The 20,548-nt window shown below is 35.1% G+C and carries 18 protein-coding genes; 1 reads left to right on the plus strand and 17 read right to left on the minus strand.

What is annotated here, in order from left to right:
• Positions 1–143: 143 nt before the first annotated feature.
• The 6 genes from AC1VAQ_RS08415 to AC1VAQ_RS08440 all read right to left on the minus strand — a co-directional run bounded on the left by AC1VAQ_RS08415 (position 144) and on the right by AC1VAQ_RS08440 (position 7,910).
• Positions 144–824 (minus strand): GntR family transcriptional regulator, encoded by a 681-nt coding sequence (locus AC1VAQ_RS08415; RefSeq protein ID WP_302600213.1) that lies wholly within the window; start codon positions 822–824, stop codon positions 144–146.
• The gene (ispE, locus tag AC1VAQ_RS08420) at positions 818–1,750 is read right to left on the minus strand and encodes a 4-(cytidine 5'-diphospho)-2-C-methyl-D-erythritol kinase (protein ID WP_302600214.1); all 933 of its coding nucleotides are present in this window, start codon (positions 1,748–1,750) and stop codon (positions 818–820) included. The genes AC1VAQ_RS08415 and ispE overlap by 7 nt, the downstream gene beginning before the upstream one ends.
• A 420-nt stretch (positions 1,751–2,170) precedes the next feature.
• Entirely contained in the window at positions 2,171–3,742 is a 1,572-nt protein-coding gene (locus tag AC1VAQ_RS08425; RefSeq protein ID WP_479903793.1) for a DUF3794 and LysM peptidoglycan-binding domain-containing protein, read from the minus strand.
• Between the two features lie 407 nt (positions 3,743–4,149).
• On the minus strand, positions 4,150–5,133 hold the full coding sequence (yabG, locus tag AC1VAQ_RS08430; protein ID WP_479903794.1) for a sporulation peptidase YabG: 984 nt from the start codon (positions 5,131–5,133) through the stop codon (positions 4,150–4,152).
• A 282-nt stretch (positions 5,134–5,415) separates the two neighbouring features.
• The gene (locus AC1VAQ_RS08435) at positions 5,416–6,777 is read right to left on the minus strand and encodes a PEGA domain-containing protein (protein WP_302598021.1); all 1,362 of its coding nucleotides are present in this window, start codon (positions 6,775–6,777) and stop codon (positions 5,416–5,418) included.
• A 140-nt stretch (positions 6,778–6,917) separates the two neighbouring features.
• Positions 6,918–7,910, minus strand: a complete 993-nt coding sequence (locus AC1VAQ_RS08440) for a CotS family spore coat protein (RefSeq protein WP_302598022.1) — start codon at positions 7,908–7,910, stop codon at positions 6,918–6,920.
• Between the two features lie 356 nt (positions 7,911–8,266).
• On the opposite strand from AC1VAQ_RS08440, the gene AC1VAQ_RS08445 reads away from it, so the two are divergent.
• On the plus strand, positions 8,267–9,283 hold the full coding sequence (locus AC1VAQ_RS08445; RefSeq protein WP_302598023.1) for a DUF4340 domain-containing protein: 1,017 nt from the start codon (positions 8,267–8,269) through the stop codon (positions 9,281–9,283).
• Between the two features lie 167 nt (positions 9,284–9,450).
• Here AC1VAQ_RS08445 and AC1VAQ_RS08450 read toward each other — a convergent pair whose 3' ends face one another.
• The 11 genes from AC1VAQ_RS08450 to AC1VAQ_RS08500 all read right to left on the minus strand — a co-directional run bounded on the left by AC1VAQ_RS08450 (position 9,451) and on the right by AC1VAQ_RS08500 (position 20,546).
• On the minus strand, positions 9,451–10,809 hold the full coding sequence (locus AC1VAQ_RS08450) for a CCA tRNA nucleotidyltransferase (protein ID WP_302598024.1): 1,359 nt from the start codon (positions 10,807–10,809) through the stop codon (positions 9,451–9,453).
• A gap of 624 nt (positions 10,810–11,433) precedes the next feature.
• The gene (locus tag AC1VAQ_RS08455; protein WP_479903795.1) at positions 11,434–12,126 is read right to left on the minus strand and encodes an amino acid ABC transporter ATP-binding protein; all 693 of its coding nucleotides are present in this window, start codon (positions 12,124–12,126) and stop codon (positions 11,434–11,436) included.
• Positions 12,127–12,137: 11 nt separating this feature from the next.
• Entirely contained in the window at positions 12,138–12,824 is a 687-nt protein-coding gene (locus AC1VAQ_RS08460; protein WP_330697563.1) for an amino acid ABC transporter permease, read from the minus strand.
• A gap of 37 nt (positions 12,825–12,861) precedes the next feature.
• Entirely contained in the window at positions 12,862–13,746 is an 885-nt protein-coding gene (locus AC1VAQ_RS08465; protein ID WP_479903796.1) for an amino acid ABC transporter substrate-binding protein, read from the minus strand.
• Between the two features lie 358 nt (positions 13,747–14,104).
• The gene (locus AC1VAQ_RS08470) at positions 14,105–14,662 is read right to left on the minus strand and encodes a hydrolase (protein ID WP_479903806.1); all 558 of its coding nucleotides are present in this window, start codon (positions 14,660–14,662) and stop codon (positions 14,105–14,107) included.
• A gap of 177 nt (positions 14,663–14,839) precedes the next feature.
• Positions 14,840–16,033: a class I SAM-dependent rRNA methyltransferase gene (locus AC1VAQ_RS08475; protein ID WP_302598030.1), complete on the minus strand. Its 1,194-nt coding sequence runs from the start codon at positions 16,031–16,033 to the stop codon at positions 14,840–14,842.
• Between the two features lie 228 nt (positions 16,034–16,261).
• Positions 16,262–17,152: a thiamine pyrophosphate-dependent enzyme gene (locus AC1VAQ_RS08480; RefSeq protein ID WP_302598031.1), complete on the minus strand. Its 891-nt coding sequence runs from the start codon at positions 17,150–17,152 to the stop codon at positions 16,262–16,264.
• Positions 17,153–17,154: 2 nt separating this feature from the next.
• Positions 17,155–18,357 (minus strand): pyruvate ferredoxin oxidoreductase, encoded by a 1,203-nt coding sequence (porA, locus tag AC1VAQ_RS08485; protein WP_303244064.1) that lies wholly within the window; start codon positions 18,355–18,357, stop codon positions 17,155–17,157.
• Entirely contained in the window at positions 18,350–18,661 is a 312-nt protein-coding gene (locus AC1VAQ_RS08490; protein ID WP_302598033.1) for a 4Fe-4S binding protein, read from the minus strand. The genes porA and AC1VAQ_RS08490 overlap by 8 nt, the downstream gene beginning before the upstream one ends.
• On the minus strand, positions 18,654–19,226 hold the full coding sequence (locus AC1VAQ_RS08495) for a 2-oxoacid:acceptor oxidoreductase family protein (RefSeq protein ID WP_303244063.1): 573 nt from the start codon (positions 19,224–19,226) through the stop codon (positions 18,654–18,656). The genes AC1VAQ_RS08490 and AC1VAQ_RS08495 overlap by 8 nt, the downstream gene beginning before the upstream one ends.
• 3 nt (positions 19,227–19,229) lie before the next feature.
• Positions 19,230–20,546: a phenylacetate--CoA ligase family protein gene (locus AC1VAQ_RS08500; protein WP_479903797.1), complete on the minus strand. Its 1,317-nt coding sequence runs from the start codon at positions 20,544–20,546 to the stop codon at positions 19,230–19,232.
• Positions 20,547–20,548: the final 2 nt, after the last annotated feature.

Here is a 20,548-nt window from a genome sequence, read left to right on the forward strand (position 1 = left end):
ACTTTGCACATTCTTTAAAAACACCAAAATTATTTTTCGAATTTCAAAAAAAATTTTGCACCCAACAATAGTTATGCGTTAAACGAGTTGAGGAGCTCATCTCCTCAACAGACGTCTAACTAATCCTCTACTTAGTACTTCTTCTATTTATATTGATGACGCACATAATCTGTAATTGAATCACATTGTGTTTGAATATGTTTAGAAGCTAAGCTACTTGCAAGCTCTTCATCTTTATTTTTAAGTGCTTCTAAAATTTCTAAGTGCTCGGCCTGTACAGCATCTGCATCCTCTGTATTCTTTAAATAAGTAATACGATAACGATTTACTTGCTCTCTTAAATTATTGAAAATCTGAATGAGCTTATCATTTTGTGTTGCATTAACGATGATTTCATGAAATTCCACGTCTTTCTCAATCATCATTTCTAAATCTTTATTTTTAGCCGCATAACTATATTCTGCAATAGCAAGCTGTAACTTTAAGAATGAACGGTCATCCATACGTTTACATGCAATCTTTGCTGCTAACGCTTCTAGTGCAGCACGAACTTCTAATACATCCTGAATATCTTTTTCAGTAAACTGAGCAACCTGTGCACCTTTTCTTGGTACCATTACTACAAGTCCTTCTAATTCTAACTTACGAATTGCTTCTCTGATAGGTGTTCGGCTCACACCTAATCTCTCACCAAGTTGTGTCTCCATTAGACGTTCTCCTGGTTGAAGTTCACCTGTAATAATCGCATTTCTTAACGTTTGAAATACGATATCACGTAACGGTAAGTATTCATTAATTTTCATATTATAAGTATCTTCTAGCATTCTTTAACACCCCTCTTTTGGCTTTCGCCTTTTCTTCTTCCACGTTTTTTCTTACGTTCAAGTTTTGAGTAAGTGGTAGTTGCATATACTTCTCTCATACCGCAATTCACCTTGAAGTATTTCGCAGCTCTATGAGCAGCTTCTTTTGTACTAAATAAACCAAATACCGCTGAACCACTACCGCTCATCATCGCACCCATCGCGCCTTGTGCCATAAGTCCTTCTTTAATTTCCTCAATAACTGGATGCATTGGAATAGTTACCTCTTCTAATACATTTGCCATATTATGAGCAATTTGTTGTACATCCCTTTGTTCTAATGCATGTATAACTGTTTCTGTGTTTGGATGTCTTTTTATATTGTTTAAGTTTAAACTCTTATATACTGCTGCTGTTGATACACTCACTGGCGGTTTGACAATAACAACATGTGTATATGGAATAGATGGTAATGCTGTTAATTCTTCACCGATTCCTTCTGCTAACATTGTGCCCCTTAAAATACAAAATGGCACATCCGCTCCTAATTTAAGTCCCATTTCCATAAGTTTTTGCTTTGAGTAATATGTTTCATATAATCGGTTAAGCCCTACTAATGTAGCTGCTGCATCAGTGCTTCCACCTGCAAGCCCAGCTGCTACTGGTATTCTCTTTGTAATTTCAATCGCTACACCACCACGAATCCCTGATTCTTCAAAGAATAACTGCGCTGCTCTATATGCAATATTCTTTTCATTTGTTGGAAGCCACGAATAGTTTGCAGTTAATCGAACACCTTCTGTTTTTGTTTTGCGAATTTGAATAGTATCATATAGATTTATACTCTGCATAATCATTTGTAAATCATGATATCCATTTTCTCTTTTACCAACTACATCTAGTGTTAAATTAATTTTCGCTCTCCCTTTGAGTATAATCGAATTCATAGTACGCTCCCTTAACATCATTGACTTATTTGATATTATTATAAACTCTTCTAAAATACAAAGTCAATCAGAATGTATTTCCTGTATACAATATTCAGGTGTTGGCTTGATTAGGGTACTAGGCGGAATGCTTTTGAGGCTATGAGAGCACGAATAATTAAGAAGTATATTTCCCTTTCTCACTTCCTTTAGTCGAGGTCTGGATCAAAATATGCTTCTCTATTATCCACACCCCCGTAAGTCTTCTTACGCCCACCGCGCCTTGACGCCTCCTGAAGGATATCTGACTACTTAAAAGATCTTGATTTGCTGCTTGAAATGGAAAATACATGATGTACAATCATTTCCTTAGGGTATGGCAAAAGGGATGTTACACATTAAATTTTGTGTAACATCCCTTTTGGCTAATTTATAATAACCTTAAAATTTAACTTTTTTAAGGATAATTATTTTTTGGCCATCTTTAAGATTTTCTGTGAGTTCTATATCATTGATTTCCTGAATTTCTTTGACTGTAGTATTAAACCTTTTTGCAAGTTCCCAGAGACTATCGCCTTTTTTAACTTGATAAACAGTCATACTTGGATACTTATCAAGTTCTTCAAGAGACATGTCTTCTAAGTTTACTTCTTCTAGAACTTTAACTGCTTCCTTAGTATAAATCTCTGCTGTGCAGTCTAATAAGTATTCAAGTACAAGCTCCTTCTTAGTTTGTGCATAGAGTTTTGCATCCTTAATAACTACACTTGGAATAACTAAAGCCTTAGTTGGAATATTTCTAACTTCAATTTCTTGACTAAATGGTACTACATTAATAGCTGTCTCAATACTATTTACTTCATTATTAACAAGACACATTGCACGCATCTCAAGCATACCGCGAATTGTCAGCTTGTCATCTGAAATAGTTTTTTCTTCAATCGTCGGTTTAATCTCTACACTAAACACTTCTAAATTATCTGTTGGAAAGTCTTCAATAGAAATTGCATCTTTTTTAGGAATTGACAGTTCACTGCGGTTAAAGAGTGTCATATACTCTAATGTTTTTTCGCTAACTGAAACCTTCTTGCCTGGGCAATATACATCTGAAATTAATGTTTCTTCTGCACGATTATATTTAGTATATTTAGCTGTTACGATAAATTCAGATTCAATAACTCTATCTTCACCATCATAGTCTGGCGTAACCTGCATATAAGAAGGTTCTACACTAAGCTTACAATCCCAATAAACTTCTTCTTCATTTTTTAGATTTTCAATGTTACCTTCAAAAGGTACGCGATGGTTAATAATTTCAACATCTGTTTCATCATTATTAGCCTTGTACATTGTAGTAACCTCAATTATACCATTATATTTGATTTCACTTTCTGTACGTTTAACTTGTTCCTCTTGAATTACTAAAGATGTTTTAAGTATTTCACCAATACTTGGCTTGTTTTGAGCTACAGTTAAATCTTCTTTAACAATTACCTTATCTTCCTTTTCTGTAGCCAAGCTGACAATTTCAATTGTCTGCTCCCTTGATTGAATAGGATCATCTGTTTCAACGCCTGTAAGTAATAAAGCTTCACTACTACCCGTTGCATAAACCTCATTCTGCATAATAGCTTTAACATTTATTTTACGTTCATTTAAAATGTTATAACTCATATGTTCAACATCATACTTAAAGTCTACGCGTTGCTCCTTATCTACACCTTCCATAATCATAAAGTCATCAATAGGAATTGAACTCTTCATGGTATAGATACAACTAGGATTGTTAGGGGCTGTATATAAAATATTTACATTAATCTTCCCCCTATACATTACCTTATCTTGGCTTACATCAATCTGGTCAAGAATTACTGTGCCATCTAGCTGTACGACATTTTGCATATCAGGCTTACCGTCTGGCACAATAATATCTCGCTCTTTAATTACTTGCACACTTTCTTTTTTTGTCATGCCCTCTAATGTAACTGGCTTTCTTACAAGTTCCACTGCCATACTTTTTTCCCCCTCCTAAGATTTATATATACAGTCCACATAAATTTGGACTAACTCTCTCTATTTATATATATATTCTCTTCCTTTGTACTTTATTCCAAAACTATTTTGGAACGCTTCTCTAATATTGTTGTTTTACTTTTGGGGACAGGTCTCTAATATTGCTGTTCTATCTTTGGGGACAGGTCTCCAATATTGCTGTTTTATCTTTGGGGACAGGTCTCCAATATTGCTGCTTTATCTTTGGGGACAGGTCTCCAATATTGCTGTTTTATCTTTGGGGACAGGTCTCCAATATTGCTGCTTTATCTTTGGGGACAGGTCTCCAATATTGCTGCTTTATCTTTGGGAACAGGTCTCCAATATTGCTGTTTTATCTTTGGGGACAGGTCTCTAATATTGCTGTTTTACTCTTTAGCGTCTAGGTTGATGCATTTCATGTAGGTTTTCATTCTTGATTTAAATTCTTCTTCGCTATCCTTAAATAGTGGTTTAGCCAGTTCTCTATCGATTTCTTCGTCTGTCATATGATCTACATCTAATGAAGTGATTGTTTGCTTATTATCTTTCTTTTCTACTACCGGACCGCCACGTCTACATTTACCTAAAATCTCATATCCACCTAAGCCGTTAAATTTAGTAATTGTATTTTCTAGGGCATCTTCTATAGGCAATACTTGATGAAATGGGCAATGGGCAATTTTTTCTACAATAAATACTGGATCTAATGCATGAATCAGTACACGACCAGGTGATGCTGCATAATCTGCACCGGCGGCTAAGATTCCTTCAAAATAAGACTGGCATGCACCTGCAAAAATAACTAATGAATCCATTGTTGGCTTAACTGATCTCGCGCGTTTAACTGCTTCAATAAAATATGAGGAGTTTCTATATTCTCCCATGTCTTGTAAAGACTTATAGTTTTTGTTGAGGGCATCATGCCCTGTAAGTACCAATATATCTGGGGAATACTTCTCTAATAAATACTTTATTTTTTTAGGCTGATCTATTTCTGGTACATGTTCTCCAATTACTGGTACATCTAATGTTTCATAATACTTAAGGCATAAATTTAAGTAAAAAGAATCACCATCTACATGTAATACTGTACCTGTCTTCATAAAACTTGTGCCCTTATTTTTAGCTTCTTCTGCTCTTCTTTTAACGATTTTCTCTACAGTCTGCTGAACTTTATTCATCGTATCTGTTTCTTGATTAGTAAAACGCATGCCATCAGCTAATACTAAATCACTAACTGGCGCATCTGCTACAACACGATAAGATACCCCTTTTAATTTAGCCATCTGGTTGGTTGAAATATATGTTATGCGAAATAAAATATCCTTATTATAAGACTGGCGAACTACATAATCCCCTACATTAAGCATAAATCTCACACCTCTTTTAGGTACGTTTATTACTATATTTATTACTACAAAGCTCATTCTATTCTTATTTTCATTCTATGCTTGCATTTATAAGCGTTTTCTATATAAATATCTTTCCTTCCTCCCTCTACAAAAAAGTACCTCTCACCACATTCCAAACTCAAATTTTATGTTTGAAATAGCAACGTTAAAAAGCAAACTCCCTACTCTACAAAAAAAGAGGCTACCTCTGTAGCCTCTCTTCATATCTTTTACTCTTCACTTTTATCCTGTTACTGCACTTTAACTATTTGGTGTCAGTACATACAAGAATCCAGTTTGGTCATCACTGCCATCTAAAATAATGCTTGTACTATAAACTTCATACCCATCTTTTTCTAAAAGTACGCTATAGCTACCAATCGGTAAAGTTACTTTATATGGTGTTGTTCCTTTATTCACACCATTAATATATACTTTAGCACCTGATGGATCTGTAGCTATATCTATAGTCTTTGTCTCACTTGTAGCCTCTGTATTATTAGTTTCTTCTTTAGAAGGCGTTGATGATGTACCTGAATCTGTTGATGTTCCTGGCGATGTTGCATCTTCTGCCTTATTACTTTGCAGTGTAGCCTTAATTGTATAATTTTCTTTTGCAAAAGTAATTGTCTTTGTCCAAGGTTTATAATTCTCAGCTGTAATCGTTACAGTATATGTTCCTTGTGGAATTGAAATCTGATCTCCTTTTGCATAAGTTGTATTATCAATTTTAATATTATATGCGTCCACATCTAAGTTATTAATAGCTACCTTTACATTTGTATAAGAACGCTTTGCACTATCTAATGAAAGTGTATATGTCTCACCAGGTGCTACCTCTATTTCTTCAACAATGCTCTCATACCCCTTGATGCTTACAACTACTTTATGTTTCCCAGCGAGTACATCAATAGGCTCTACTAATTCACTTAATGGAATCATTGTATTAATATCTAACTCTATTCTTCCTTGACGACTAGGAATATCCGTTACAATAATGCTTCCTGCAGCTTTCTCAACTCTAATGCTAAATACTCTATCCTTAATTCCTTGCACAGTTACTATATCATAAGGCGTGATAAGCTCTATCTTTGCATCCTTTTCTCCATCATGTAAAATCATTACATTCTTATCGTATGTATAAACTGATCCAAATAATGTGAGCTCATTGGCTGCTGTGTTTACTTTAACACCACTCACACTACTTTTAGTCCATGCTTCAGCAGACTTATTAATAGAAACTGTACGATCTTTATCTTCTTGATATACAATCTCTACAATATCTCCTTCTTTAATAGAAGTAAGTGGAATAGTCCTATTATAAGCATCTGCTACCTTGGTTGTTCGGTCAATAGGCTTTATTACCTCTTGCCTACTTTCTGTATCAATCGCTTTAATTTCATCCTCTGTTATATCCGTAACTACTGCAAGTATAGTTGCCGTATACTCAACCTCTGGGCCTTTTTCTTCTTGCTTTAAATTATTTTCCCCCATTGCAGCTATGCCACTGTCTTGTCCAATAAAATACTTCACCCCTAGAAGCATCATGGTCATTAGCACAACTAACCCTACTACAGCCGTAATAATCATAGATACTACGAAATTTTTATTATTTTTTCTCACCCTAACCCTCCCTTTTTATGCAATTTTATGTTTTATCTTAATTGTAACCTCTTCCGCTCAAAAGTCAATAAAACAAGAAGAAAGGGCTATTACAAAAAAAGTGTCGCGAGATTATAAATAATTTCGCGACACCTCCTTGGCTACCATGTATTAATAAGCTTAGCCGTAGCTAATTGCTTATCTTTATACACTAGCATATTTTCCCACTTCTGTTCAAACATACTATAATTCCAACGCCGTTTAGAACTAATATACTTATAGCAAATACTATTATACTTCTCAGGATAAATCATCATAAACTTCAGTAAATTAAACTCATCCACTGACAATGTCCTTACACTATTATATGCCTCTATTAATTGATACAACACCCCGCTGTCCCAATCATTCTTCTGCATAATCTTAGATAAAATATGCGCTAAATCTAAAACTTGAATATCATAACCACACGTATCAATCTGGCTGATTATGTATGTGTTTAAGTCAGTTTTATTGACCGTATGATACGTATAATCTTTATGTGCTACCAGTTTCTCTTTCTTAACTTCATCTATAAGTGCCTCTACTAAATCATAATTAATAGTTTCTAATGCCATTTCTTCTAACTGCCTATACTCCTCCGCACTCTCTAAAAACATAATTTCAAAGTTGGACTTTTGCTTTAGACTTATCATATTCTTCTTTAACTTTGCGTTTTCACCCATACGCTTACAATAATGTTCATAGATGTTCTTAATCTTAACCACATCTACATCCTTTACCTTGCTTTCTATACCCCTACAAGCCTTATGGAAACGAGCTAACACTAGCACAGTCTCTTTTAGATCTTGAAAATTCTTAAAATCCGTCTCATCACAGTTTATATATTCTTGCATGATATAACACTGCTCCCCCACCAAGGCAAAAGGACTCTTTTTCTTAGTCGTATAAATAGCATTAAGCTCCTCAAATCCATTATTTTTTAGATGGGTGTCGACCTCGTAATTAAATAGTATTTGCTCTCTAGGTAAGTCTACTCTCCTAAGCATAAATTTCCCACGGTTTGTGTCTAAATAGTAGTTACTTCTTATATATTGTAATTTCTTCACACTAACATCGTACTGTGCCAATAATTCCCTACTTAATGGTCGCACTACTTCTCCCCCCATCCAGTAATTTTTATTTTAATCATATTAAGTTAATTCTCGTCTTATTATTTATATGTGTATTCAAGGTAAAAAATATCTACTTTATGAAAAAATATCCTTTCATCATTTTTTTATATATTTTGTTTACAATATATTAAAAAACATAGCATTATAGTGTTCCATATCTCCTTGAGTATGATATAATTACTCTTGTTATGAATTACAGAGAAACAGTTTATCAAATTGAACTATATGTATTGTAAGGTCGTTTCTCTCAATGATTTCACATGACTAAAAACATAAATAACTAAATTTTATAAATGTGAAATCTATAATATTATAAAAGTAAGAAGGTACGGATAATGAAACGAAAAGGTTGGCTTATTCCTATTATCGTATTCGTTGTATCTTTTGTAAGTCTTATCTTTTATCAAAAAAGACAAGACATCAACACCTTTGCAGATACAACTAATATGACCCCTATCCTTTGGTCTGAATCAGTCGCTGATATTACCAAAGTCGTTTACAAGCACTCTGGCCAACAACTTGTAGCCAGTCGTGAGGGTGATAATTGGTTCATCACAGAACCGATCAAAGCCGAAGGTGATGCATTGTATATTTACAATGTTATTTCAGCCTTCAAAGAGCCCCTATTTGAAGAAATGATTGAAGTTTCACCAACAAATCCAACGAGCTATGGTATCGATGAACTTTCTTCTTCTATTACACTGTATGACAATGAGGGTCATGAATATGTCCTAATTAAAGGAAATCCTGCTAATTCCTTAAATGACTATGTTTATTCGCCACTCTCTGATACTGTCTATACTATGCCTCAGACTACTTTTAATACCATAAAGTCTGACATAAATAGCTGGAGAAACAAAGAACTACTTAGCTTCAACAGAAATAATGTAAAAGAGATCATACTTACTTTAGGTGGGCAAAACTATACACTTCTTCCAGAAGAAGTAGGTACTGCTCCACAGACTCAAATATTTTTTACAGCCCAAAATCTAAATCCAACTAATACAAACAGCTTCGTTTCTTATTTAGAAACAAGTAAAATTGAAAAGTTCATTACTGATACACCAGACAGTGTTATTTTAGATGCTTATGGTTTCAATAAACCAACACTTAAAGTAACAATTAAACTAAATGATGGTTCATCTCTTGGTTTAACCATTGGTAATGTAATGAAAGCTGAAAACATATGTTATGCCAAACGTGATGACTCAAATAGTATCTACGGCATTACATACTTTGATTTATCTCAGCTTAAGGTAACTGCTTCTAACGAGATGTCTACTAATAACACAACTATAGAAGCCAAAAATTCTAGCACATCAACTACAACTGATTCTGCTATTAAAAATTAAGTTAGGACTCTAGATAATCTAATATAAAAAAGAGTATATTACAGGAGATGTTACGCAATAGATTTTTTACGCATCTCCTTTTTTTATGTCATTCCATCTCAAAAACTTATCATGTTGTTTAGTTAAAAAAAGTGGTAGTACTTTCGCACCACCACTCTTCAACTCTATTATTTAATGTGTCTATACTTATCTTGACAATAGTTTATAAGTATTTCCTTTTTATTTTTCTCAGGTTGCTTAATTACTTTTTCTAAAGCTAAGTCTAATAGCTTCCCAATTGCCATACCTTTTGGAATACCCGAATCGATAAGATCTTGTCCTGTAATGGCAAGCATTGCTTTATTATAAGGCTCTCCATTAGAAATAATCTCTTCCTTAATTTCTCGTTGAAGTTTAATTGCTTCTAATTTAGGCTCTAACTTATCTGGATTTTGTGCTTTTACATCACTTTCTTGAACTAAAAGTAACATATCAAATAAATCTGGGCCAATTTGTGTTAAAAGATTTTTAACGAGTACCTTATCAATCTTACTGCGTAAGTGATAATCATGGTATAAAATAAGTGAACTAATTGATTTAATAGATTGATTATCTAGTTTAAGTTCCCTTAATACTTTCTTTGCAATCTCTGCTGATTTAGCTGGATGATTGTAGAAATGATCCACCCCATTTGCATCTGTTGTTCGCGTAGAAATTTTGCCGATATCATGTAAAAGTAATGTTAAACGTAAATTCACATCAGGTGCAGAATTTTGCATGGCTACTATTGTATGCTGCGCAACATTGTAAATGTGATGTGGGTGATTTTGTGGCACATTAAACGCTGGGATAAATTCTGGAATAATATACTCTAGAAGTTCTAGTTTATAAAGTTCATTAATATATTCAGGTCTAGGTGACACACATATCTTAAGGAATTCATCACGAATTCTTTCTTTACTAATATGTCTTAGTAAATCTCTGCACTCACGAATACCATCTACCGTCTGAGGTTCAATTTCAAATCCTAATTGTGCCGCAAATCGTACTGCTCGCAATATCCTAAGTGCATCCTCTGTAAAACGTTCTACAGCATTTCTTACAGAGCGAATACATCCTCTCTCAATATCTTTAACCCCTTCATAAGGATCTACAAAACCACGTTCAGGATGATATGCAATCGCATTCATCGTAAAGTCACGTCTTGATAAATCTAAAGTAATATCATCCACGAAACTCACACTTTCAGGATGTCTAAAATCTTTATAATCACTTTCAATACGATAAGTTGTTACCTCATAATGCTCTTCATTTAAAATAACAGTTACCGTACCATGCTTAATCCCTGTATCATAAGTTCTTCTGAAAACCTTCTTAATCTCCTCTGGCTTCGCAGAAGTCGTAATATCCCAATCGTTAGGTTCTCTTTGCATCAGTAAATCTCTTACGCATCCCCCAACAATATAAGCCTCATATCCAGCCTTCTCGATACAACGAATAATCTCTAAGGCATCTTTCGGGATTTTATTGTTATATTCTTTGTACATTGCGTTCTCCTTATTTTTTATATATCTATACTATTAAACTCAACAAATCTTGCTTACATCTATCCATACTTATTATATCAGCAGCTAGTTATACCTATGATTTTATATCTATTGATACTTGCCTCTATTAATATAGGCTTCATATTTAAGTATTGACCTTTATGAATTTAATTATATCATAAAGGTTATTTAAATGACCATTTTCTTACTCTATCGTTTCCTTATAAATCGCACTATAAAATAAATCTCCCTATAAAAATATAGTCTCCCTATAAAATAAATCTCCCTATAAAAATATAGTCTCCCTATAAAATAAGCCTCCCTGTGCAAATATAGTCTTCCCGTAAAACAAGCCTCCCTGTGCAAATATAGTCCCCCTATAAAATATAGTCTCCCTATAAAATACACTTCACATAAGATAATTTTCACAAAAAAACGATGATGCCACCTCATCATCATTTTGTGACATCACCTTAAAATATCTTATTAACTTTTCTTCTTATATAGCCAAACCAACTAAAAACTTGAAATATACATGTAGGTATATAGGTTTCTCTCAATGATTTCACATGACTCAAAACAATGAATAACTAAAATTTATAGATGTGAAATCTATAGCTTGCTTTACTCATTATTTTTAGCATAAATATGTTCTTCTAAAATTATGCCATTTTCCATAGATACAATGCGGTCTGCTACTTGTTTTGCAAATTCCATATCATGTGTAATGATAAGCATCGACATTCCTTCGCCGCTTAAACTCTTAATTACCTTAGCAACCTCACCTGTTAAAGTTGGGTCAAGTGCTGAAGTTGGTTCATCAAAACACATAAGCTTTGGTTTAAGCGCTAAAGCACGCCCAATTGCTACACGTTGCTTCTGTCCACCAGAAAGTTCACAAGGATAACTAGCTGCTTTATCTTCTAAGTCCAAGAAACTTAGGATTTCCATAGCTGCTCCCTTAGCTTCTTCTGGTGATTGTTTAAGCACACGAATAGGTGCTTCTATTAAATTCTCCAAAACATTTTTATGTGGGAATAAATTAAACCCTTGAAAAACAAGCCCAACATTTCGGCGTAGTTCCTTAATTTTATCCTTTGAAGCATATACCCCACCCTTAAGCAAATACTCTCCTGCAATTTGAATGCTTCCTTTTTGACATTTTTCTAAGTAATTTACACTTCTAAGAAACGTCGTTTTACCACCGCCTGAGGCACCTACAACAACTACAATTTCACCTGGCTTCACATGTAGGTTTGCACCTTTTAAAACTTGTGTTTTTCCATAACTTTTATATAATCCTTCTACCTTTAACATGTAAGAGCCTCCTATCTGTAGTAATCGTATCTTTTCTCAATGTATGCCATAATCTTCGTAATCACAAAGATTAAAAGTAAATATACAAGTGCCACAATTACAAGTGGTAATAATGTAGCATCCCTATTCGTCGCTGTCTTTCCGATTTTTAATAAATCATCAAAGCCTACTGCATAAACTAAAGCTGTATCCTTCACAAGGTTAATTACTTCATTCCCAACAGGTGGTAAAACGCGCTTTAATGCTTGTGGCAAAATAATTCTAAAGAACGTATCTACTTTAGATAAGCCCAACACTTCTGCACCTTCATATTGTCCTTCATCAATAGAATTAATCCCTGCTCTAAAAATTTCTGCGAAATATGCCCCATAGTTTAAAGTAAACGCTAGTATAACAGAAGGCATACGTGCAATTTTAATACCGATAATTGGAAAGCCGAAGAAGATAAATACAATTTGAAGTAAAAGAGGAGTTCCTCTCATAATCAGTGTATAACACTCTGTAATCCAACTTAACAATTTAATCTTAGATAAACGACATAACGCCACTAATATCCCCAAGGGAATAGATAATACCAAAGTTAATAAAAATACTTGCAGCGTCACCCCAAGTCCTTCTATAACCTGTGGCATCATCATCTGTGTATAACTAGCTATATCTGTTATTTTAGCCCATATTTGAGTTACTACCGTGTCCACACCAATTTCCTCCTCTTTTCCTCTCTCTTTTTATCTCTTACTCAGTGATATCCTCTCCAAACCATTTATTAGAGATTTCTGCTGTAGTACCATCCGCTTTAAGTTCTTCATAAGCTTTATTTACAGCATCAACTAATTCAGTATCACCTTTTCTCATACCAATACCATATTCTTCTTCACCAAAGTCCTCTGAAAGGATTTTAAATTTCTCTTCACCTTTTTTGCTTATGTAATATCTTACTAAAATCTCATCAGCTACTACTGCATCTACGCGTCCCGCTTCAAGATCCATTAATACATCATTATTTGTTTCATATGTTACAAGTTTGCCATCTTTAAATGTTTCAAGTACTTCTGGTTCTCCCTCTACGGCATCTACAGCTGTTGAACCTGATTGCGCCCCTACTGTCTTACCAGCCAAATCAGCTTTTGAATTAATAGGTGAATCTGCTAAAGTAATGATGATTTGTTTATTTTTTAAATAAGGTACACTGAAATCAACTTGCTCTTTTCTTTCATCACTAATGCTATAACCGTTCCAAATGAAATCAATGTTTCCTGAGTTTAATTCTGCTTCTTTCATACTCCAATCAATTGTTTGGAAAGTAATTTCCTTGCCAATCTTTTCCCCTAATGCACCTGCAAGATCAATATCAAAACCTACGATATCCCCATTCTCATCTCTAAATCCCATTGGAGGGAATGCATCATCAAGACCAACTACTAATGTATCTTTACTTAATGTACTTTCACCTGTAGCCGCTACATCACTAGATGCTGTCTCACTAGTCGCTGGCGTTTCTTGTACATCTGCACTATTAGATTCAGCTGCATTATCCCCACCGCAACCTACTAAACTAAATGCCACTACACTCATCATAGAAAAAGCTACTAATCTTTTGCATAATTTTTGTAATTTCATAATATATTTCCTCCTATTTGATATTTTTCGTTAACTGTTACTTAAACATTTTAGTATGCTAAAGCGATAAAGTCAACTCCCTTTTTTAAATACACCTTAAAATTTATGCCCCAAACCAAAAATAATGCCACCACCCAAGCCCTCTCCTATTCTTTTTTCTCCCCAACAGCCTTTTGCTCAGGAGTGCCTCGCCCGTCGCCGCTCTTACACCTCATCGGGTGTGGATAAGTTGAAGTATATCATTTTAGCTCGACTTCGACCGCAGGGAGGGCGATGGAAAATGATACACTTCAACTTATCCATGCCTACTACATACAAAAACGGCGACTCGCACTCCTGTGCAATAGTCGCCGCTTTCTTACGCCACACAAGTACGCATGACTAATATTGTTCTTTCTATTAAATCATCTAATTCCCAGCCGAGCATTTCTGCCCCACGCTCAATAACTTCTCTTGAGCAACCTGCTGCAAATTTAGCATTTTTATACTTCTTTTTAACGGATTTAAGCTCTAAATCTGATACACTTTTAGAAGGCCTCATAAGTGCTACCGCTCCAATAAGTCCCGTTAATTCATCTACTGCATAAAGTACCTTCTCCATCTCATGTTCAGGTTTAATGTCTACCGTTAAGGCATAACCATGACTTGATGTAGCATGAATGATACGCTCATCAATGCCTTCTTCTTTCATGATTTCTTGACTTTTAATACAATGTGCATCCGGGTACTGCTCAAAATCTAAGTCATGAAGTAATCCTACTATCCCCCAAAAATCTTCTTGATCACCATAACCTAATTCTTTAGCGAAATAACGCATAACACCCTCTACAGTCTTGCCATGATACAGATGAAATTCATCTTTATTATATTTATTCAATAATTCCCATGCTTCTTCTCTAGTAGGTATTCTTCCCATCTTATTATCTCCTTTTCCTCTATGGCATAATTCACTCATACTTTCATCAATATAATCTTTCATAGATAAAACTGAAACCCTAATATTTCTTACTGTACTACATTCTTTTCTCCAGCTCGTCCATGCCACACAATGACTAAAAAAAGGCGGCGACCAGCACTCCCATGTCCCTAAACTCTAATGTTTTTTAATAAATACAACTTTAAGATAGTCTCCTTCTTTAAAGCTATCAATAGTTTTAAAATCTTTTGGTAAACTATATTCTTCTAATATACTATAACGATGTCCCATTTGTTTAAAGGCCGTATCAATGAAAGTTTTAAACTTTTTCATATTAAAGGCACTACAGTTGGTTGATGCTACAATAACACCTTCATTTTCTGTAATGGCGATAACTTCTTTAAGCAAGTTTGTATAATCTTTAGAGGCACTAAAAGTAAATTTCTTAGAACGTGCAAAACTTGGTGGGTCTAAAACAACCATATCAAACTTAAGTTCTTTTTTGACTGCATACTTAAAGTATTTAAAAACATCTTCTACGATAATATCCTGTGTTGTATAGTCAATATCATTGACACTAAACTGCTCTCTTGTCTTACTTAAACTGCGATTTGCAAGGTCAACGCTAGTGGTCTTAGTTGCACCACCTGCTGCTGCAAATACCGAAAAGCCACCTGTATAAGAAAATGTATTCAAAACAGTTTTTCCTTTCGCATAGTGGTCACGAATACGTTTTCTAACATCTCTTTGGTCTAAGAAAATGCCTACCATAGCCCCATCATCTAAGTAGATAGCGAACTGTTGCCCGCTTTCTTTCACAATAAGTGGCCATTCTGGCACCTCACCCATGACATAATCATGGTCTTCGATATATTTGCCATCTGTATCAAAACGTTTCTTTTGATAAATACCTTTAACTTCAGCAACTTCAAGTAAAGCATTGATAATGTCTTCCTTGAAGCTATAAATACCTTCACTATACCAAGTCACGAGGTAATATCCTGCGAAATAATCGATAGTTAAGCCACCTACGCCATCACCTTCCCCATTAAATACACGGAAAGCTGTCGTTTCAGTACTTTCATATAAGTCTTTACGATAAGCAATGGCTGCTTTAATCTTTTTAGCAAAGAAACTTTGGTCGATTTTCTCATTTTCTTTATAGCTCAGCACCCAACCATAGCCTTTATTTTGTCTACCATAGTAACCCTTTGCCATAAATTTATTTTTTTCATCAAATAAATTGATAATGACATCCTCTGTCTTTAAGGCATCGATGTTTTGAATCGCATCCTTTGCAATTAATGGATAGCCTTGTTTAATTTCTCTTGCAAATGCTGGCTTTATCTTAAGCTTTACTTCCTGTCTCATATCTTCATCCTTTTATATTCATATATTATAGAGTAGGAAAGCTCACTTTTTAACCTTCCTACTTCACACTCATAATTTGAGTCTAGAATATGGCATTAGCCATATTCTTATTCTTCATTAAGTATGTTCTTTCCTTAAATTTATTATAGCACATGGCTATAAGAATATTAAAATGACATCACTAAAACTGATAAAGCCTCATTAACTATCTCTAAACTATTCTTCTTATTAAATATGCTCTCTATGAATACGGCGTTCTAATTCTTCCCATTTACGATCTCTTTGTGCTGTAATAATACTAATATCCTCTGCTGTTAAATGTTTAAAACGTGCTTGCTTTTTAAGATAATCTTCTATACTTGAAAAGTTTTTTACTGTTTTATTTAAAGTATACTGGTCGTTTTCATACTCAGCTAAATACCATAAACCACATTCAATAGCTTCCCTTGCAATAGCAATTGTCTCACTACTACTAATCCCCCAACCTGTAGGACAAGGCGCTGCCACATGAATATAAGAAGCACCTTGTATTTTGCTAGCCTTCTCTACCTTGCGGATATAATCTGGAATATTGCCAATGCTAGCTGTGGCCGCATATTTAATTTTATGGGCTGCTACAATATCAAACATATCCTTTTTAACATTGGTACTTCCATGTATATGTTCCCCTGCCGGTGATGTCGTTGTCTTCGTGCCATAAGGTGTCAGAGAACTTTGCTGAATCCCTGTATTCATATAAGCTTCATTATCATAGCAAATATAAATAATCTTATCATCACGATCAATTGCTCCAGATAAGGCTTGAAGCCCAATATCCGCTGTACCACCATCTCCTGCAAAGCCTACTACATTAACATCTTTAAGTCCTAATGCCTTAGCTGCTACTGATACACCCGAAAGCATTGCCCCTGTACTTGCAAAAGGTGAAATAAGTGCATTCACTCCAAAGCAAAGCTGCGGATAAACAAAGCCAACAGCTGACATACATCCAGCCGGTACAACGACAAATGTATTTTCACCTAATGTCTTTAGTGCCAAACGTACTGCTAATGCCCCCCCGCACCCAGCACAGCCTTTATGCCCATAAAAATATTCTTTTTCATCTAATACCACTGCCATGTTTATCCCTCCAATCCTATATATTTCACCCGTTGTTCATAACTAGGTTTAATATCCTTTTGAACTGCCTCTTTTAAATCTTCAAAAATTTGTAGGACTTCTTCCTTTTTAATATCTTTGCCACCTAGTCCGCCTACGTAGTTAAATAACTTTGTTTCTTGTCCCTGAAGTGCTGAGGCAACATTAGTAAATACAGTTCCTTGTGCCCCAAAGGATATATCTTTTTCAAGTACAGCTACTCCTTTGATTTTCTCTAAAACTGCTGCAATCTCATTCCCTGGGAAAGGCCTCATATAACGAATTTTAAGTAATCCTACCTTTTCCCCTTGGCTTCTTAATTCATCTACGCTATCTCTTACAAGGCCTGTAATGCTTCCTAATGTAACAATGACACGTTCCGCACCTTCACACTTGTAAGCTTCAATTAAACCACCATAGCTTCTACCTGTGATTTCTCCATAAGCCTTATCTAAAACTTCAATGATTTCCTTTGCCTTCAGCATAGCTTGTTGCTGTTGATATTTAAAGCTTAAGTTATATTGGGGTGAAGAAGTGAAAAATAAATTCTTAGGTGCCTTTAAATCCATTTTATGGGCTAATTCAAATGGTGGTAAAAATTCAGCCACCTGTTCTTCTGTAGGTACTTCAATCCCTTCATAAGTATGGGTTAAAACAAACCCATCTAAGTTAATCATAACAGGCGTTAGAACCTCTGGATTTTCAGCTAATGCATAGACCGTTAAAGTCATATCTAAACTTTCTTGTGCATTCTCGACATATGCCTGAATCCAACCACTATCTAATAAAGAAAGGGAATCACGCTGATCCCCAAATATACTCCAAGGTAATGCTACACTTCGGTTGGCATTCATCATAACTAAAGGGACACGTCCGCCGCTGGCATAATGTAAAACTTCAGCCATATAAAGTAGTCCTTGAGAAGATGTAGCTGTAAAAGTTCTTGCCCCCATCACACTTGCCCCCATGACTGCTGATAAAGCTGAATGCTCTGACTCCACATACATATATTCTGCTTTTAATTCCCCACGTTCCACCATCTCAGCTAAGCGTTCTACAACAATGGTTTGAGGTGTAATAGGATAAGCTGCCACAACTAATGGTTTCGCTAATTTTACACCAATGGCTACTGCTTCATCTCCTGATACAAATTGATAGTTTTTTTTGTTTTCTAATGTATTAGTCATTCGCCTTCTCCCCCTCTAGCACAAGCTCAATGCAACCCTTCTTACATTCCTTTTGACAAATGCCACAGCCTTTGCAAAATCTATAATCAATTTTCATTTCATTTCCTTCTTTATAAATAACCCCCTCAGGACAAACCATATAGCACCAGTTACAATGACTACATTTTTCCTGATGAATCACAGGCCTTTCACTTCGCCAACCTTCCATAGTTTCTGTAAGCAGCATGGCTTCACCATAAGTGCCGCAAGGTAAATCTTTGATACTATTTATCTTAAAATCTTTGTTTACCTCAGGTCTATTCATCTTGTTTGCCCCCTTTCTCAAAGGATTTAATCGTTTCAAAGTAAGTAATAAGTCGCTCATTTTTCTCAGCAATTTTAGGTGCTAAGTCATAATGTACTGCTGCCTTTAAGCTTTCTAGAGTAACTAATTCACTATGGCTCACTAGAGCTGCTAACATAGTGGTATTTGTAATCGGTCTTCCCAAATACTTTTGTGCTACTGGCAAGGCATCAAATGTAATGAGCTTTTCGTTCGTACTTCCATCTTGAAGTATGCTGTACTTTTCTGGTGTCTCTGTATTTAATAAGAGTTTCCCATTTTCCTTAAGACGTTCAAGTAGATTAGGGGTATATAAACTTTCATCTAATACTACGAAGTAATCTGCCTTTACACTTTGACTCCTATCACGAATAGGTGCCTCACTAATCTTTGTATAAGCAAATACAGGTGCACCTCTTCGTTCTGGGCCAAAGCTTGGGAAACTTAAACTATACTTCTTCTCATATAGGCTTGCTGCAATACCCAATATTCTGGAAGAGGTAAAGGCTCCTTGCCCACCTCTTCCTAAAAATATAATTTCTATCATTACTTATGCTCCTTCTCTTAAATCTACCAAACGTTTCGCTTTGTGCGTTGCTCTTGGTAATTCTCCCTCTTCTAAAACAATAACTTCTTTAGGTTTAACGCCTAATTTCATTTTGATTTCATAAGCTACTTGCTCTCTTATAATATCTTCAGCAACATCTACGCCCTCTCGTCTTTCTACTTCTACTGTAAATTTCGTGATGTGTTTATCTTCTATAATATTCACACGATATTCTCCTGTTAAAGTATCAAACTTACGAATAACATGCTCAATGTCACTTGGAAATACATTTACACCACCAGCTATAAACATATCATCAATACGTCCTACGACTTTAATACGTTTTAAAGTACGACCGCATGCACATTTTTCATTAGTATAAGTCACGATATCCCCTGTTCTAAAACGAATCATTGGCCTAATTTCTTTACGAAGTGTTGTCAGAAGCATTTCACCTCTTTCACCTTCTTTAACAGGTAATCCAGTATGTTCATCTACTACTTCAACATAAACATGATCTTCGGCAATATGAATGCCATCATGCGCCTCACATTGCGCACCACAAGCACCAAAGATATCTGAAATCCCATAGAAGTCAAAGACTTCTGCATCCCAAAGGTCCTCAATAGCTTCCCTTGTTGCTGGGATAGAGCCTCCCGGTTCACCTGCTACAATAATTCGATTAATGGCTAAATCTGTAGCTGGATTGATTCCCTTTTGCTTAGCTGTTTCCCCTAAATACCATGCATAAGAAGGTGTGGTCCAAATGACTGTTGGCTGATACTGCTGAATAATGAATAATAAACGTTCTGCTGGAAGAGTTCCTGCCCAAATACATAAAGCCCCAAGATTTTGAGCACCTAATACGTCAGGCCCTCCTACAAAAAGTGAAAAGTTTAAAGCATGAATGTAGCGATCCTCTGGTCTCATACCAGCCTGCCAAAACAATCTACTCTCTACATCTTGGAATTCATCAAAATCTCTTTTACTAAATGGACTTGCAGTAGGGGCACCTGTTGAACCACTAGAAGATGAAATAAATACTACATCTTTTTCTGGTCTTACACACAAATCTCCAATAATAGGTGCTGCATCTTGCCTTTCACGTACATCATGTTTCGTTAAAATAGGAAATTTACGAAGATCCTCTAATGTTTGAAGGTCATTAGGTGTCACCCCGGCTGCTTCAAAACGCTTTTTATAATAAGGTGAATGCTCGTAAGCTTCTGTTATTTGTGATTTAAGTTGTTTGAGCTGATAAACTTCTAATTCTTCTCTTGATATAGTTTCGATTTCTTCGTTCCAATATTTTTTACTCATAA

Source organism: Cellulosilyticum sp., assembly GCF_982396655.1.